Genomic DNA, 17,664 nt, shown 5'->3' with positions numbered 1-17,664 from the left:
CATCATTCTTAATAATGTAAGTGAATACTTTCACGTTCTAAGGAGGAGATTTAATGTCAACTTTGCCAAAAAAGAATGCGCTAGGTTTTTACGAAATCCGTCTTGAATCCATCGGCGGACTTGGTGCCAACCTTGCAGGTAAAATGCTCGCCGAGACAGGTGCTATTGAGCTTGGCTTCAATGCAGCGAACTTCTCGTCCTACGGCTCGGAGAAAAAAGGCACCCCCATCAAAACCTTTGTCCGCTTCTGTGATCCCGAAGTGGAGATCAGGGACCACAGTCCGATTGAAGAGCCCCATCTGGTTGCGGTTTTTCATGAAGCCTTGTACAAGACAGTTAACGTGGTAAGCGGCATGCAGCCGGATGGAGTTGTACTGGTTAACACCTCACGTGACTTCGATGAGGTTCGCGCAGACCTGAAGCTTGAATACGGCACGATTGCATTAGTAGATGCGATGGGGATAGCCGTTGAAGAGAAAACCAAGGTAAATACCTCGATGCTTGGTGCTATGTTCCGTATCTGTGACTTCCTGGATCCGGAAGCGATGCGTAAGGTAATCCGCAGAACCTTTGAGAACAAATACCCGCACTTGGTAGAGCCGAACATCCGTACCTTTGATCGCGGTTACAATGAAGTGAAATTCAAAACCTATGATGTGCCGGAAGGTACCGAAGCCAAGCCTTTTATACGTGCCAAATCCGTACTTGGCTATCTAACACAGCTGCCCGGTGGCGTTATTACAGCTCAAGGCAACAGTATGCTGAAGGATTTGAGCGGCTCGCGGTCTGGAATGCTGCCGGTACTCGATTCAGATTTGTGTGTTAGCTGTGCGGCTTGCGACAATGTTTGCCCTGATTATTGTTTTGTTTGGGAGACCACTGAAGATAAACGCGGACGCCAGCAGCAGCAGCTCCTCGGGATCGATTATCAATACTGTAAAGGCTGTCTGAAATGCATCGATGTATGCCCAACAGAGGCACTCACCAGTCTCCGTGAGGAAGTTGGGTTTGCCGAACAACATCGCGTTCCTCAAGTGTTGTAAATCAATCGAAAGGGAGGATACAAAAAATGGCTGTAGTTGAAAATCAATTGACAGGGGTTAAACTTGCCGAGCAAGTCACACACTTCGAATCCGGAAATGAAATGGCTGCAACAGCAGCAGCTCAAATTAATTACCATATCATGGGGTATTTCCCGATAACGCCTTCCACGGAAGTAGCTCAATACCTGGATCAGATGAAAGCCCGCGGTCAGCACGACATTCAGCTGATCGCAGCGGATGGTGAGCATGGTTCTGCCGGAATATGCTACGGTGCGGCGATGGCGGGCGCACGCGTGATTAACGCTACCAGCTCCCAAGGCTTTCTATATATGCTGGAGCAGCTTCCCACCCAATCCGGGACCCGGTTCCCGATGGTGCTCAACCTCGTTACCCGTGCAGTCAGCGGACCGCTCGATATCCGGGGGGATCACTCCGATTTGTACTATGGTCTGAATGTAGGCTGGGTCATCCTGACAGCCAGTACACCGCAAGCAGTATATGACATGAACATCATGGCACTCCGAATTGCTGAACATTCTGAAGTACGTCTACCCGTTATCGTTGCTTATGACGGCTTCTTCACATCTCACCAAAAACGCAAGGTCCAATATTTCAAAGAGAACGAAGTCGTACAGCATTTTGTGGGTCCAAATCCGAATCACAATTATCCCAACGTCTCAGATCCTTCCCATCCGGTAACCATTGGTGCACATATGGGTGGCGATGACCTGCTGAATAACCATTATCAGCTGTCGGTAGCGCTTGAAAAGGCGGGTGAAGTCTATGCGGAAGTTGCCCGGGAGTATGCCCTCTTGTCAGGACGTGAATATCCGATTCTTGACCTGTATCGTATGGATGATGCCGACGTAGCTGTGTTTCTGCTCAACTCAGCAGGTGAATCAGCCAAGGATACCGTTGACGCGCTGCGCGCCAAAGGCATCAAAGCAGGGTTAGTTCGTCCGAACATCATCCGTCCGTTCCCGGCTGAACAGCTGCGCCAAGCGCTCAAGAACGTCACAGCACTGCTTGTCGGTGAACGCGCAGACTCTTATGGTGCTCAGGGCGGCAACCTGACTCACGAAATCCGCTCCGCTCTGCAAGTAGATCCGGAGAACAAGACTATCATTCTCTCCCGTATCTTTGGCCTGGGCGGTAAAGACTTCTATGCTGATGATGCAGAAGCATTCTTTAAATTGGCTGTTGAGGCGGCAGAAAAGGGCTATGCGGAGACACCTTTTGACTATCATGGATACTACCCTGGTGAAGAAAAGGATGCTCTTGCTCCGGTGATGGAACCGATGCATGGGGATGCCTTCAAAACGGGCCTGATCACAGTCACCCAAAACGAAGATACCGGTTTGTTGAAAGTGAAGCTTCCGCCACTTAGTCAATTGACTGTGAAGCCGCACCGCTTGGCTTCAGGACATGGAGCATGTCCTGGCTGTGGTGCACTCTCCGCACTGGAGCTGTTTTTCAAGGGAATCGAAGGCGATATGGTCGTCCTGTTCCAGACAGGATGCGCGTATGTTGTAACGGCAAGCTATCCGTACTCGTCTCATAAACAAACCTTTGTCCACAATCTGTTCCAGAATGGTGCAGCCACCTTAGCCGGTATGGTGGATGCCTTCTATGAATTGAAGCGGCGCGGCGAAGTTCAGGTTAGTGACGATGTGACCTTCGTGATGGTATCCGGTGACGGCGGCATGGATATCGGGATGGGCGCAACCGTAGGTGCAGCACTCCGCAACCATAAAATGATCATCCTTGAATACGATAACGAGGGTTACATGAACACTGGCTCTCAATTGTCCTACTCCACACCTATGGGACACATGACCAGCACCTCTGGTGTCGGTAAAACTCAAAAAGGGAAGAAGGGGCATCACAAGGATACGGCTCAAATTCTGGCGGCCTGCAACATCCCTTATGTATTCACCGGTGCCGAATCCAATCCTCAGGATTTGCTGCAGAAGGCAGCCAAGGCACAGTGGTACGCCAATAATGTCGGGACTGCCTACGGGAAGCTGCTCTGCGCCTGCCCGCTGAACTGGAAATCCGCTGACCATAGTGGCTATGACCTAGTGAAGGCGGCTGTGGATTCCTGCTTCTTCCCGCTGTATGAAATTGAGCAGGGCATCACCAGCATCACCTACAATCCGGAACTGAAGGGCAAGCGTATTCCGGCAGTGGATTGGCTGAAGGGAATGGGCAAAACCAAACATCTGCTCAAGGATGAAGAGCTGCTGAAAGACTTCGAAACCGAAATTGAGCGCCGCTGGAGCAGGCTGAAACTTAAGAGCGAAAGTTCGCTGCTCTAGTATGGGTTGTGATGAGGCTGACAACTGCCGGAGTTGGCCTCATTCTTTTCACTGAAAATCATTCTCAATACATTATATCCGGAGTTAAGCAAAAAATTCAAGATTCCTGAGTACCTTGCCTAACTTTTTTACCTTGAATGGAGGGAGTATGGACATGGAACAACAAGCCAGCAGTTGTGTGGGCGTAGCCGAAGCGGATGAGAAGCTGATGAAGGTACAATCCGCGATTTCTCAGTTCAAAATGATCAAGGGGGCACTAATCCCCGTACTACATGAAATTCAGGATATTTACGGGTATCTGCCGGAGCCGGTGCTCCAGATAGTGTCTGCCGAGCTAAACTTGCCGATGAGTGAAATCTATGGTGTCGCGTCCTTTTATCATTTCTTTTCGCTAACCCCCAAAGGGGAGAATGTGGTCCATCTATGCCTCGGGACAGCCTGTTATATCAAAGGCGCACAAGGGATTCTCGACCGTCTGAGCACGGAGCTTAAAGTGCCTGTTCAGGGAACTACTGAGGACAACAAATTCACACTTGAAGCCACACGCTGCTTGGGGGCCTGCGGTCTTGCACCAGTTATGACGATTGGCGAGAAGGTCCATGGACGGCTGGCGCCTAATAACATTCCGGTAATTCTGAAGGAATACAAATGATGATCCTGCGCCTCTGGCGCATGTGATAGGGGAGGTATGAGTATGAAGCTTCTAACGGATCTTGAGGCCATCAGAACGCTTACGCAAGCTCGTCTGGACAACCGGAGAATCACCGGGGAATCTCCGGATTCCATCTCGTTCAGATCAGTGATGGTATGCGGGGGGACGGGATGTACATCGTCCGATTCCAATCAGATTATTGCTAAGCTTAACCAGGAAATAGCAGGCCACGGCATTCAGCAGCAGGTGGAAGTGGTACGTACAGGCTGCTTCGGACTATGCGAGCTCGGGCCGGTCGTTATCGTCTATCCGGAAGGGATTTTTTACAGCCGGGTGGAGGTTCAGGATATTCCAAAGCTGGTGGAAACGCATCTGCTTCAGGGCAAACCATACGAGAAGAAAATCTACGAGAAGACCAAGCAGGACGGCGAAATCCTGAATTTTGAAGAAACCGAATTCTACAAGAAACAAGTGCGGATTGCTTTGCACAACTGCGGTGTCATTGACCCGGAGAATATTGATGAATATATCGGCAGTGACGGCTATCAGGCGCTTGACAAAGTACTGAAGACCATGAGCCGTCAAGAGGTTATTGATACGATGAAGCAGTCCGGACTGCGGGGACGCGGCGGCGGCGGATTCAACACTGGTCTGAAATGGGAGTTTGCCGCGAAGCAGGATAAAGAGCAGAAGTACGTCATTTGTAATGCGGATGAAGGAGACCCGGGGGCATTCATGGACCGCTCGATCCTCGAAGGCAATCCTCATTCGGTCATTGAGGCGATGGCGATTGCCGGCTATGCGATTGGCTCTAACCAAGGCTTCATCTATGTCCGTGCGGAATATCCGATCGCAGTCCAGCGGTTCATGAAAGCGCTTGAACAAGCCCGTGAATATGAGCTGCTCGGCGACAATATTCTTGGAACAGGCTTTAGCTTCAGCATCGATGTGCGGCTTGGCGCGGGGGCTTTTGTCTGCGGGGAAGAAACGGCTTTGATCCATTCGATTGAAGGGCACCGGGGAATGCCGACGCCCAAACCGCCTTTTCCGGCTGTTCAGGGCCTGTGGGGGCAGCCGACGATCATCAACAATGTGGAAACCTTGGCGAATGTTGCCCAGATTATTCTAAAAGGCGCCCCGTGGTATGCAAGCATCGGGACCGAGAAGTCTAAGGGCACTAAAGTATTCGCTCTGGGCGGAAAGGTTGTGAACACCGGGCTCGTTGAGGTTCCTATGGGAATCACGCTGCGCGAAGTTATTTTTGAAATCGGCGGCGGGATTCCGGGCGGCAAAAAATTCAAGGCCGTACAGACCGGCGGGCCTTCCGGCGGCTGTCTGACGGAAGAGCATCTGGACTGCACCATTGATTTCGATACACTGACCAGCCTGGGCTCCATGATGGGCTCAGGAGGCATGATCATCATGGATGAAGACACCTGTATGGTTGACGTTGCCAGGTTCTACCTGGATTTCACACGCGATGAGTCCTGCGGGAAATGCACGCCTTGCCGTATAGGCACCAAACGCCTGCTGGAGCTGCTGGATAAGATCACGGAAGGCAAAGGAAGCTTAGACGATCTTGAGAAGCTGGAGAACCTTTCGGTGCAGATCAAGAATGCCTCACTGTGTGCGTTAGGCCAGACTGCTCCAAATCCGGTATTATCCACCATTAAGTATTTCCGCGAGGAATACTTGGCCCATATTGAAGGTCATAAATGTCCGGCTGGTGTCTGTAAATCGCTGATTTCTTATGAGATCGATCCTGATCTGTGCCGGGGCTGCAGCCTTTGTGCCAAGAAGTGTCCAACGGATGCGATCTCCGGCGAACTGAAGGAACCGTTTGTCATCGATACGGCGGTCTGCATCAAATGCGGCGTCTGCTTCGATGTATGCAAGTTTGAAGCCGTAGCGATAGTCTGACGAGAGGAGTGAACACTTTGAATACGATAAAAATCATGATCGACGGGATCGAGACAGAAGTCCAGAAAGGCACAACTGTGCTCGAAGCGGCGCGAAATCAAGGCATTGATATCCCCTCCCTGTGTTATTTGAAAGGAATCAACCACTCGTCCAGCTGCCGGGTATGTGTGGTGGAGGTGGGTCCGAGGCTTATTGCCTCCTGCACGCTGATTGCGGAAGAAGGCATGAAGATTCAGACGAACACCCGGAAAGTCCGGGAAGCCCGTAAAGCTTCCGTTGAGCTTTTACTGTCCGATCATAGTCAGGAGTGTCTCAGCTGCTCCCGCAGCGGCGGTTGTGAACTGCAGGACGTCTCCAGTGCGCTGAATATCCGCAAAGTGACCTACACAGGTGAGAAATCCAGCCAGGAGAAGGATTATACATCCCCGTCTATCGTTCGGGATGCATCCAAATGTATCCTTTGCGGCCGCTGTGTCGGGGCTTGCGGGACGATGCAGACAGTGGGTGCCATCAGCTTCGCGAAGCGCGGGTTCGATACGGTAATCTCTACCGCGTTCGGCCGTCCGCTTGCCGAGTCCACCTGTGTCAACTGCGGCCAGTGTATTATGGCTTGTCCGGTAGGTGCACTTAGTGAGCGTGAGAACATCGATGATGTGTGGAATGTGCTCGCAGACCCGGGCAAATATGTTGTGGTCCAGACAGCACCTGCTGTACGCGTAGCCCTGGGAGAAGAATTTGGCCTGCCGGTTGGAACCCGGGTTACCGGTAAAATGGTCGCAGCACTGCGCAGGCTTGGATTTGATAAAGTGTTCGACGCCAACTTTGGCGCGGATCTCACCATTATGGAAGAAGGGACCGAACTGCTCTCCCGAATCAGCAGCGGAGAGAACCTGCCGCTCATGACATCCTGTTGTCCCGGCTGGGTGAAATTTATGGAGCATAACTTCCCTGACCGGCTGGATAACCTGTCTACCTGCAAGTCACCGCATGAAATGGAAGGCGCTATCGTGAAGTCCTTCTTCGCCAAGAAAATAGGGATGGATCCCAAAAATATGTCCGTAGTCTCCATCATGCCTTGTACCGCCAAGAAATTCGAAGGAGCGCGTGAAGAGCTGTCAAGTGAAGGGCTGCAGGATGTTGACTGGGTCCTCACCACCCGTGAGCTGGCATCCATGATCAAGGAAGCCGGTATAGACTTTGCGAACCTGAAGGACGAAGCGTTCGATAATCCGATTGGCCAGGGCTCGGGGGCAGCCGTTATATTCGGTGCAACGGGCGGTGTTGCAGAAGCAGCACTCCGTACGGTATTCGAAATCACCTCAGGCAAGGAACTGGATACGGTCGAATACACAGCTGTGCGGGGAATGGATGGCATTAAGGAGAATGTGATCGAGCTGCCGAATGGCCAGAAGATCCGTACGGCTGTTGTTCATGGTCTGGGCAATGCCCGCAAGCTGATGGAAGCGATGGAGCTCGGGGAAAAAAGCTATGAGTTCATAGAAGTCATGGCCTGCCCCGGCGGCTGTATTACGGGCGGAGGCCAGCCGATCCTGAATGCGGGGACATCCGAGCGGATCGATATTAAGGCTGAGCGTGCCAAAGCGATCTACACGGAAGATGAGGCGCAGACGGTTCGCAAATCGCATAACAATCCTTTTATCAAAGCGCTCTATGAAGAATTCTTAGGGGAGCCTAACGGTCACCTGGCCCATGAGCTGCTGCATACTCATTATAGGGTGCGTTCCAAAGTATAAGCTTATGGCCTACACATTTAAGAGGAGGTGACGAATTTGCGGAAGGGCTGGGAAGCGGCGGATTTTATCAATGATGAAGAAATTCTGCTTAGTCTGGAAGAGGCGAAAGTGAAGGCTGGCGATCAGGCCTATGTGCAGTCTATCTTAGAAAAAGCAAGGGCATGCAAGGGGCTTACGCACCGGGAGGCAGCTGTCCTTCTTGAAGTTACAGATCCAGAGGTGCTAAGCAGTATTAACCGTTCTGCAAAGGTGATTAAAGAGAAAATATACGGCAACCGTATTGTATTATTCGCTCCTTTATATATAAGCAACTACTGTGTGAATAACTGCGACTACTGCGGATACAAGCACACCAACGGGGATTTCCTGCGGAGGAAGCTAAGCCAAGAGGAATTAGCCGCTGAAGTACGTGTGCTTCAGGAGCTGGGGCATAAGCGCCTTGTTCTGGAAGCGGGGGAAGATCCGGTGAACTGTGACATTGACTATGTTGTCGAAGCCATCCGGACGATCTATTCTGTCAAGGTGGATAATGGCAGCATCCGCCGTGTGAACATTAATATTGCGGCTACTACAGTGGAAGATTATACGAAGCTTAGGGATGCGGAGATAGGCACCTACATTTTGTTCCAGGAGACCTATCACAGACCCACCTATGCAGTCATGCATCCCCAGGGACCCAAAAGCGATTATGACTGGCACACTACGGCCATGGACCGGGCACAAACGGGGGGGATCGATGATGTGGGCATAGGCGTTCTCTACGGCCTATATGACCATAAATACGATACTGTTGCTATGCTGATGCATGCCGAGCATCTGGAAGAGAGGTTTGGTGTGGGTCCTCATACGGTATCTGTTCCCAGGCTGCGTGAGGCGGAGAATGTAAATCTGGATGTGTATCCGCATCTGGTGAAGGATGAGGATTTCAAGAAGCTTGTTGCCGTCCTGCGCCTGGCTGTTCCCTATGCCGGAATGATTCTCTCCACCCGTGAAGAGCCAGCCTTCCGTGACGAGGTGATCAAGCTGGGGATTTCACAGGTGAGTGCAGGCTCCTGTACCGGGGTCGGAGGCTATATGGAGAACAAGCAGGGGGCCGCATGCCAGCCCAGCGAGAAGCCTCAATTCGAAGTCAGTGATCACCGGTCACCGGAGGAGATTATTCTTGGACTATGCCAGGATGGATACGTTCCCAGCTATTGTACCGCCTGCTACCGGGAAGGGCGGACGGGTGACCGTTTCATGCGGCTGGCCAAATCCGGGCAGATTCATAACATCTGCCAGCCCAACTCTCTTTTAACCTTCAAAGAATACTTGCTGGATTATGCGGACGAAACGACCCGTACCTTGGGGGAAGAGATCATCCGTAAGGGGCTTGAGGATATTCCGAAGGAAGCTGCGAGGAAGGCAACGATTGACCGGCTCCTGCGCCTAGAAAACGGTGAACGGGACATACACTTCTAAAAATCGCATATTGAGGAGAGAAAAGTGATGCAATTTACACCCCAATCTAACAAAATGCATATTGCTGTTTTTGGAAGAAGAAATGCAGGAAAATCCAGTCTGATTAACGCGCTCACCGGGAAATCAACGTTGCTGGTCAGTGATGAGCCGGGAACGACAGCTGAACCGATATTCCAATACCTGACTATGAAAAATATGGGCACCCAGATTATCGTAGATACAGCAGGAATTGATGATGAGGACCTGTTCCGGGTCCAAAAGACGAGAGAGGTCATGGATCTGACAGATCTTGGAATTATGATCTTCTCGGATGAGGCCGGCGACTATAAGCTGGAGAAGGAATGGGTCCGGGAAATGGATAAACGGAATATCCCTGTTATCGGGGTGATCACCAAAACGGACGACCATTATACAGATATTGATTCCTTAAAAGCGGCGCTGACTATACCCTTCGTGAAGCTCAGTGTGAAGCGGAACACGAACCTTGGCAGTCTGCGTTTTGCCATGAGCGACCTTGCTCCCGCCGAGTTTGAGCGGAACAGCATCGTAGGGGACCTCGTGAACCTGGGCGATCTGGTCGTAATGGTGATGCCTGAACTGATCCCTGCACCGAAATACCGGCTGGTCGCCTCACAGCAGCAGATCCTCCGCGACCTGCTCGATCATCACGCCATAGCCGTATCTGTTACTGAAGAAGAACTGCCGGAGCTGCTTGCGGGCTTAAACCGTCTGCCGAATCTGGTCATTACCGATTCACAGGTGTTTGACAGAGTGAACGAGATCATACCTGCGAGTGTGCCATTAACCACGTTTGCGATCCTGATGGCGCGCTTTAAGGGGGATTTGAACACCTTTGTGGCCGGTGCCGGAATGATCTCAAGCCTCAAGCCCGGCGACAAGGTTCTGCTGTCAGAGGCCTGCATCCATCACCCGCATAACGGAGAGATTGACCGTATGCTGGTCAAGGCCAAACTGGAGGAGATCGCCGGCGGCAGACTGGAGATTACGACCAGCGTGGGTCCGGATTTCCCGGATGATATCTCCGGGTATAAGCTGATCGTTCACTGTGGGGGCTGCATCTTTAACCGGAAGCAGCTGATGATGCGGCTGCGGAGCTCGGGAGTGCAGAACGTGCCGATTACCAACTACGGCATCGCTTTTGCCTATTTCCGCGGGATCCTGCCGCGTGTGCTGGAAGTTCTGGAAGTAAAGGCCTAAGCAGATTATCCCCATGGAGAATCCGCTGAACGCCTTCCGTATGGAGCAGGATGCATTAGGCACCAGAAATATACCGCAGTCAGCGTATTACGGGATTCATACTGCACGGGCCATGGATAATTTTGCGGTAAGCGGCAGAACGGTTAATGCGCATCTGCTGCATGGCCTGGTGACGGTGAAGAAAGCTGCGGCGCTGGCCCATATGAAGCTGAATACCTATCCGGCAGCGATAGCCCTGGCGATTGTTGAGGCCTGTGATGAAATTCTGGCAGGTGCTTACCGTGAACAATTCACTGTAGATGCCATGCAGGGCGGTGCCGGGACATCAACCAATATGAATGTGAACGAAGTGATCGCGGGCCGTGCGATTGAGCTCCTGGGCGGAGAGCGGGGCGACTATTCAAGGGTACATCCTCTGGATCATGTCAACTGCTGCCAGTCCACCAATGATGTCTATCCCACTGCGCTAAGGATTGCCGCTATCGGGCTGGTCCGAAGGCTGAGTGAGGCCTTCGCGTCTTTGCAGGAAGCCCTTCAGGAGAAGGAGAATGCCTTCGCGGATGTGCTCAAGCTGGGCCGTACGGAGCTGATGGATGCGCTGCCGATGATGGCAGGGCAAGGCTTCGGAGCCTATGCCAAAGCGGTAGCCCGGGACCGCTGGCGTCTCTACAAAGTGGAGGAACGGCTCAGGGAGATCAACATTGGGGGGACTGCCATCGGAACAGGTCTCAATGCACCGGTGAAATATACGTTTTTGATTACTGATATCTTGCAGGATTTGACCGGGTATGGTCTGGCCCGCAGTGAATACCCGATGGACCTTACGCAGAATATGGATGTGTTCGCTGAAGTATCCGGACTGCTGAAGGCTGCGTCTATTAATCTGTTGAAAATATCGGGTGATCTGCGGCTTCTGGCCAGCGGGCCGTCCGGAGGCCTCGGGGAGCTTGAACTGCCGGCTGTGCAGGCCGGCTCCTCGATTATGCCGGGTAAGGTCAATCCCGTCATGGCAGAGATGACGGGGCTTGTTGCGATGCGGGTCATTGCGAATGACACCGCTGTGACGCTGGCGGCGGCCGGCGGCCAGCTGGAGCTGAATGCATTCATGCCGCTGATCGCCGATGCGCTCCTGGAGTCTCTGGAGATTCTGGCAAATGCCGTTAACCTGTTCGAAGAGCGGTGTGTCCGCGGCATCCGTATTTGTGAGCAGCGTTGTCAGGAGCATGTGATGAATTCCTCTGTGCTGGCCGCTGCGCTGGTCCATCACATCGGTTACGAGAAGAGTGCGGAGATCGCCAAGCAGGCAAGCCGGGAAGGCAAAACGGTACGGCAGGTGCTGCTCGAGGCACAGCTTCTTCCGGAGTCTGAGATTGCACAAATCCTGAATCCCAGTCAAGTGACCAGACCGGGTGTTCCCGGCAAATAAATACGGACACGCGCTAACCGTTATTGGGGAAGGAGAGAGCCGTATGAGTATGAATCATACGCCCCGTTCGAATCGTCTGCACATCGCTATATTCGGCAGGAGCAACGCCGGGAAATCAAGCCTGATCAACGCGATCACAGGGCAGGATGCCGCGCTTGTGTCCCCCGTCAAAGGAACAACAACAGATCCCGTGTATAAAGCTATGGAGCTGCTGCCGCTCGGACCAGTCGTATTTATTGATACCGCCGGCCTGGATGAGACGGGAGAGCTCGGTGAACTGCGGAAGCAGAAGACGCTGGATGTTCTTAACAAATCCGATCTGGCCCTGATCGTCGTTGATGCTGCTTGCGGTGTGCTCCCGCTGGACCGGCAGATTGCTGAGACCGTCCGCAGCAAGGGTATTCCAGCGATGGGAATACTGAATAAAATAGATTTATTGATTGGCAATGAGTCTTCCCGGACAGAAGAGTTTGCCGCTCTGGCCAGCCGGACGGAGCTGGAGCTGGGGATGAAGGTGATTCCCGTTTCTGCGTTGGACCGGCAAGGGATACCGAAGCTGATGAAAGCGCTGGGCACTGCTGTGCCGGAAGCCGAGGATAAATTCCGCATTATCGGCGATCTGGTCTCTCCGGGAGATTTGGTCGTACTCGTGGTTCCGGTTGACCAGGCTGCGCCCAAAGGCAGGCTGATTCTTCCCCAGCAGCAGACCATCCGTGACTTGCTGGAGAGCGATGCCATTGCAGTGGTAACAAAGGAATTCGAGCTGAAGGAGACCCTGGAGAGTCTCGGCAAGAAGCCGCGGCTGGTGGTGACCGATTCACAGGTGTTTCTGAAGGCTGCGGCGGATACGCCAAGGGATATCCCGCTGACTTCATTCTCAATCCTGTTTGCCCGGCAAAAGGGCAATCTTGAAGAGATGGTTAGAGGCGCGCGTGCCATCGACAGGCTGCAGGATGGGGACAGGGTGCTGATTGCCGAGGCCTGCACCCATCACAGTCAAGCCGATGATATCGGCACCGTGAAGCTTCCGCGCTGGCTCCGCCAGGCTACCGGCAAGCAGCTGCAGTTCGAGTTCGCCAGCGGCATGAGTTTCCCGGACGATCTGGAGGATTTCTCGCTTATTGTTCATTGCGGGGGGTGTATGCTCAGCCGCAGGCAGATGCTCTGGCGGATGGAGCAGGCACAGGACGCCAGGGTTCCCATCGTCAATTATGGGGTTGCGATTGCATTTGTGCAGGGTATACTGGAGCGGGCAATTTCACCGTTCCCGCTTGCGCGTATGGCCTGGGAGGAGAACAAGCCGCAGGAATAATTGTGATTCTATTTGAAAAAAAGAGTGCCTACCGCCGGGTTCAGTAAACCGGCGGTAGGCACTCTTTGTGCTGCTGCCGGAGGGCAGCAGGGGGAAGCGGGTAAAGCTTAGGCTGCTTATTCAGCAGTGTTCAGAATGAATTTATCAATCGCGTATTTCACGCCGTCCTCATTGTTGCTGAGGGTAACGAAATCGGCGATTTCCTTCAGGGCAGGAATAGCATTCGCCATCGCGACACCGAGACCGGCGGCTTCGAGCATCTCATGATCGTTCCAGGAATCGCCGACAGCGATGGTCTCGGACAGCTCGCAGCCGAAATGCTTAGCCAGGAATTCGAGCGCCAGGCCCTTGGTGCCTTCATGATGCATGATCTCCAGGAAATGCGGCTTGGACTTCGTGATGTGAACCGAATCACCAAGCAGATTGCGCAGGATCGGAGACAGTTCATCCAGGAAGGCCGGATCGTCGATGATGAGCATTTTAGGTGTTTTTTGCGGAACCAGCTTCTCTTCCCAGTTCGGCTCAATGTAGTATTGTGTTCCGTTCAAGGTAGAATAATCGATCAGCTTCTGGTTCTCTTCGCGGGCATAGAGCTTGTCGTCGATGTAAGTCTGCAGATGCAGGTCATGCTCCACACAGTACTGGAACAGCTTGCGCACTGCATCCTGCGGCACATAACGCTCATAGAGCACTGCTTCATCCAGCAGATTCTTAACTAATGCACCCTGGTAGGTGATGATCGGCACATTCAGTCCGGTCTGGCGGGCAATCGCCTGGGCGGAGGCATATGCGCGTCCGGTAGCGAGTGTAACTACAACGCCTGCGGCGACAGCCTGTTCCAGGGCGGTTTGGGTGGCAGGGGTAACTTCCTTGTTGTCATTAATCAGGGTGTCGTCAATATCGATAGCAATCAATTTGTACATTTGGGTTCTCTCCTAAAAGGTTGGTTTAGTCTGGCTTTCCGCTGAATCTTCTATAAGAAGGGGAACAGAAGCACGACTTTTTGTCTGAAGCATGTAACTTTTAAAATGGGGCTAGCCCTCCGCCTTCGTCCGCACTGGATCAGGACTCAGCTCCGCCATCAGCATGGCGGCAAGTATGCATCCACAGCCTAGCGCAGCGGACAGGCCGAGTATCTCTCCGCCGAAGAGCAGGCCCGTTACTGCAGCGAATACCGGCTCTGTGGCATAAATAATCGCCACCCGGGACGGGGTGGTGTATTTCTGGCAGGCGGTCTGAATCCAGAAGGCGAAGGCGCTGGTCGGGCCGATGGAGATTAGCATGGCCCAGAGCACTTCCGGCTTCGCGAGCAGCTCTCCGCTGTGCATAAGCGGTGCGGGGCCATCCACCAGAAGGGAGGCCAGGACGCTGAACAGGCCCACAAAGGCAAGCTGCAGCGCGGCCAGCGGCAAGGCCGGATAACGCGGCGCATATATGCCGGTATACACGATCTGCAGTGCAAAGAAGGCGGCGCAGAGCAGGATCAGGCCATCGCCCTTATTCAGGGAGAACGCAGAGCCGGTGAAGGTCAGCAGATACAGGCCAACCGCAGCGAGTCCGGCACTGAACCAGGTGAAACGGGAGATGGCATGCTTCAGCAGCGCCAGAGACAGGAAAGGTACAAGTACCACTGACAGTCCGGTAATGAACCCTGTATTGGAGGTGGTAGTATACAGCAGTCCTATGGTCTGGAAGCCATAGCCCAAGAAGAGCAGCAGGCCCAGCAGCAGAGCATGCAGAATCATACGTAAGCTTAGCTTCTTCCATTCCTGACGGTAGAAGACGGCAGTAATTAGGGCAAGCAGCAGGGCGGCACCTATAAACCGGATGCTGTTGAAGGCAAGCGGCGGCAGTACCCGGACGGCAGATTGCACAATAAGAAACGTACATCCCCACATCATCGCCACCAGCAGCAGACTTAGATCGGCGATTCGGGAGCGATTCACAAGGTGTCATCCTTTCAGGGCCGGTTGAGTTGTCCAAATTGTATCCTAAATCAGGGGGCAGGACAAGCCGAAACTGCGTAGCGGCCGTGTCCGTACGGGATACAGGAAGCTTGTAACCCGTTATCCGCTGGACAAAAAAGGAAAGCCTTGGTATACTTCGATAACCGCACACTTGTTCTTATTTCGGGCATCCAGAATCATTATACTCTCATATGAAGGAGCGGATTCACCATGATGGGCAAATCCCATTTAGTTATCAGCACCGGGGTTACCTTGTCCGCCATGAGTTTGCTTGGGCTTGAAATCACTCTTCCGGCCGTCGCCGTTGCGGTGGTCAGCTCGCTGCTGCCCGATATCGACGAGCCGAATTCACTGCTGGTACGCAAGGCAGTTCCCGAGTTTCTGCTGCGTATCCTGCAGGTATCCCTGATCGGGGCGGCTATTTATCTTTATTTTGCAGGAATCGCTGCTCCGCCGTGGAATATGGCCCTGGCTCTGCTGGTCGGCAGTGTGTCTTTTCTGCCGGGCAGGAGGCTGAGGCATCTGGTGATGCTGCTGATTGCGCTGGCGCTGTTTGCTTTTGCCGATGCCTATGAGCCATGGAACTATATTGCCGCCTGTGTGCTGGTCGTAGCTTCCGTTGTCCCGCACCGGGGAATCACGCATACGCTGTATGCCGTGGCCGGCTGGGGGGCGCTGCTGTATTTTGTATCAAAGGGCATGGATGATGGCGGCAGTCTCTGGATTGCCGGGAGTATGTCCTACGGCCTGCATCTGCTGGCCGATTCCCTGACCCAGCGCGGAATTACGCCGCTGCCCCCGCTGCCGGTCAAGCTGCGGCTGAAGCTGATGAGCACCGGCACGAAGAAAGGCAATGCGGTGGAGAAGGTGTGCGTAATGCTCACGCTGGCGCTGGTTGTCTTTGTGTTTGTGCTTACACCCTCTTTGGGATGACGTCTGATAGCGAACGGGTTAGGTCAGGATGCGGTGAGGACCGGAAATAGTTGGATTTCGTACACTTGCTGATGAATGAATGCTTCCTGCTGCAACAGCAGGTGGATAAACAGCACTTATAACCTCTCGGTTCGGCCTAAGTAGCGAATGAGAGCAATAATAGATGCTGTTTATCCACTTGCTTCCCTGGAATCCTCAGAAACGGGCGATTTAAGATACGTTTATCCACTTGCTTGTTGAGGGGGAGCGGCAGTGCTTGGTTCAATACCGGCAAGCGTATACGGCAAAGCCCTCCGGTGCGGAGATCATCCGCGCGGGAGGGCTTTGGCCTGTAATGCCTTCTATTTTATTCCTCAAGTTTATTCTTCAAGAAACACCAGTCCGATGAAGTCTTCCGGCTCAATGCGGCCGAAGTAATGCTTCAGATCGAGATCAGCCAGTGCCTCTCTGACGTCAGCTTCCGCATAACGTTTGCCGCGCAGCGCGTTCTCCACATCCGCCACATCGCCGACGCCGAAGAAGTCCCCGTAGATTTTGATCTCGCGGATGACAGAATCTTCAATATCCATGCGGATATCCACCAGCCCAGCCGGGAATTTGCGGGTATGCTTCACATTGCTTTTTGGCGAGAGGCCGTAGTTCCAGTCCCAGTTCTGGTAATGCTCCTTGGAGATTTCATTGATCCGCACCCAGTCGTCCATGGTCAGCTTGTACTGGGGGACCTCGGACGCCTCCATCCCGAAGATGGAACGCAGCAGGCCTTCGCGGAACGCCTCAATCGTCATATCGGGGTTGCCCAGCAGCTCTTTGATATTGGCGACGCGGCTGCGTACGGACTTGGTGCTCTTCGATTTGAACTTCTCGGGATTCACATTCAGTGAAGCCTGGACATCATCCAGATTAAGGTCAAACATTAAGGTGCCGTGGCTGAACATACGTCCGCGTGTGGAGAATTGGGCATTGCCGGAGATTTTCTGCTCCCCTACCTGAAGATCGTTGCGTCCGCTCAGCTCGGCGTTCACTCCCATCGACTGCAGATAGTCGATAACGGGTTGGGTGAATTTGAGGAAGTTATGGAAAGACTGTCCGTCATCCTTGGTAATGAAGCTGAAGTTCAGATTGCCCAGATCATGATAGACCGCGCCGCCGCCGGATAACCGCCGTACAACCTGGATATTGTTGTCCTTCACATATTCCTGGTTGATCTCTTCGATGGTGTTCTGATGTTTGCCGATAATAATCGACGGGCTGTTGATATAAAAAAGCAGATAGCTCTCGTCCATCGGCAGGTTCTTGAGTGCAAATTCCTCAATGGCCAGATTGACCGATGCGTCTGTAATTCCGGTGTTATCGATAAAAAGCATAGTGATTCCTCCGCTTGGCCATAGTAAACTGCTGTACTTATTCTAAACTAAAAGAGAGATTTCCACAAAATCGAAAGTTTACTTAGCCGGCCGGAGTTACGCAAGGGCCGCCAGTTTACCCTCCACTGAGGCTGGAGGAGGACTTCTGCCCGGCATAATCAGCTTCGCCCGGTATTTCTCCGCTTGATAAGTGCCTGGGATCATCATGCCGGGCGCACCTGTGCGTTTGCTGTGGAGCATTGACGTACTTCCGGCAATTGGCCGATAATTGGGTGACGGATTGCTAAGTTTCACAC

The 17,664-nt window shown here is 52.9% G+C and carries 14 protein-coding genes; 10 read left to right on the top strand and 4 right to left on the bottom strand.

Translation table 11 applies throughout. The features are described 5' to 3' along the window. The first annotated feature begins 53 nt into the window (after window positions 1-53). The 9 genes from MKZ24_RS31205 (at window position 54) to hydF (MKZ24_RS31165) (ending at window position 13,104) form a co-directional block, all read left to right on the top strand. The gene (locus tag MKZ24_RS31205; protein ID WP_042233285.1) at window positions 54-1,043 is read left to right on the top strand and encodes a 2-oxoacid:acceptor oxidoreductase family protein; all 990 of its coding nucleotides are present in this window, start codon (window positions 54-56) and stop codon (window positions 1,041-1,043) included. 26 nt (window positions 1,044-1,069) lie between these two features. Beyond that, window positions 1,070-3,361, top strand: a complete 2,292-nt coding sequence (locus MKZ24_RS31200) for a thiamine pyrophosphate-dependent enzyme (RefSeq protein WP_042233287.1) — start codon at window positions 1,070-1,072, stop codon at window positions 3,359-3,361. Between the two features lie 154 nt (window positions 3,362-3,515). Continuing rightward, window positions 3,516-4,013 carry an NADH-quinone oxidoreductase subunit NuoE family protein gene (locus tag MKZ24_RS31195; RefSeq protein ID WP_042233288.1) on the top strand — a complete coding sequence of 166 codons (498 nt, stop codon included), beginning with the start codon at window positions 3,516-3,518 and terminating at the stop codon, window positions 4,011-4,013. Between the two features lie 42 nt (window positions 4,014-4,055). Next, entirely contained in the window at window positions 4,056-5,933 is a 1,878-nt protein-coding gene (gene nuoF / locus MKZ24_RS31190; protein ID WP_340789677.1) for an NADH-quinone oxidoreductase subunit NuoF, read from the top strand. 17 nt (window positions 5,934-5,950) lie between these two features. Further along, window positions 5,951-7,687 carry an NADH-dependent [FeFe] hydrogenase, group A6 gene (locus MKZ24_RS31185; RefSeq protein ID WP_340789675.1) on the top strand — a complete coding sequence of 579 codons (1,737 nt, stop codon included), beginning with the start codon at window positions 5,951-5,953 and terminating at the stop codon, window positions 7,685-7,687. Window positions 7,688-7,723: 36 nt separating this feature from the next. Beyond that, on the top strand, window positions 7,724-9,148 hold the full coding sequence (gene hydG / locus MKZ24_RS31180) for a [FeFe] hydrogenase H-cluster radical SAM maturase HydG (protein WP_445324181.1): 1,425 nt from the start codon (window positions 7,724-7,726) through the stop codon (window positions 9,146-9,148). 27 nt (window positions 9,149-9,175) lie between these two features. Beyond that, window positions 9,176-10,366 carry a [FeFe] hydrogenase H-cluster maturation GTPase HydF gene (gene hydF / locus MKZ24_RS31175; protein ID WP_042233293.1) on the top strand — a complete coding sequence of 397 codons (1,191 nt, stop codon included), beginning with the start codon at window positions 9,176-9,178 and terminating at the stop codon, window positions 10,364-10,366. A gap of 13 nt (window positions 10,367-10,379) precedes the next feature. After that, complete coding sequence (locus tag MKZ24_RS31170; protein ID WP_042233295.1) at window positions 10,380-11,792, top strand: aspartate ammonia-lyase; 1,413 nt, start codon at window positions 10,380-10,382, stop codon at window positions 11,790-11,792. A 43-nt stretch (window positions 11,793-11,835) separates the two neighbouring features. Further along, a complete protein-coding gene (hydF, locus tag MKZ24_RS31165) occupies window positions 11,836-13,104 on the top strand; it encodes a [FeFe] hydrogenase H-cluster maturation GTPase HydF (RefSeq protein WP_042233298.1) in 1,269 nt (422 codons plus the stop codon). A 116-nt stretch (window positions 13,105-13,220) separates the two neighbouring features. Here hydF (MKZ24_RS31165) and MKZ24_RS31160 read toward each other — a convergent pair whose 3' ends face one another. Beyond that, a complete protein-coding gene (locus MKZ24_RS31160; RefSeq protein ID WP_042233300.1) occupies window positions 13,221-14,027 on the bottom strand; it encodes a Cof-type HAD-IIB family hydrolase in 807 nt (268 codons plus the stop codon). Window positions 14,028-14,138: 111 nt separating this feature from the next. Continuing rightward, entirely contained in the window at window positions 14,139-15,050 is a 912-nt protein-coding gene (locus MKZ24_RS31155) for a DMT family transporter (protein WP_042233301.1), read from the bottom strand. A gap of 231 nt (window positions 15,051-15,281) precedes the next feature. Here MKZ24_RS31155 and MKZ24_RS31150 point away from each other — a divergent pair, with 231 nt between their 5' ends. Then, window positions 15,282-16,004 (top strand): metal-dependent hydrolase, encoded by a 723-nt coding sequence (locus MKZ24_RS31150; protein WP_042233302.1) that lies wholly within the window; start codon window positions 15,282-15,284, stop codon window positions 16,002-16,004. 359 nt (window positions 16,005-16,363) lie between these two features. Here MKZ24_RS31150 and MKZ24_RS31145 read toward each other — a convergent pair whose 3' ends face one another. Then, on the bottom strand, window positions 16,364-17,368 hold the full coding sequence (locus tag MKZ24_RS31145; RefSeq protein ID WP_042233303.1) for a lipoate--protein ligase: 1,005 nt from the start codon (window positions 17,366-17,368) through the stop codon (window positions 16,364-16,366). Between the two features lie 96 nt (window positions 17,369-17,464). Then, complete coding sequence (locus tag MKZ24_RS31140) at window positions 17,465-17,608, bottom strand: hypothetical protein (protein ID WP_156122982.1); 144 nt, start codon at window positions 17,606-17,608, stop codon at window positions 17,465-17,467. Window positions 17,609-17,664: the final 56 nt, after the last annotated feature.

The organism is Paenibacillus sp. FSL R7-0297 (assembly GCF_038009025.1).
Lineage (GTDB): Bacteria > Bacillota > Bacilli > Paenibacillales > Paenibacillaceae > Paenibacillus_AQ.
This window is presented reverse-complemented; position numbering and strand designations above follow the sequence as displayed.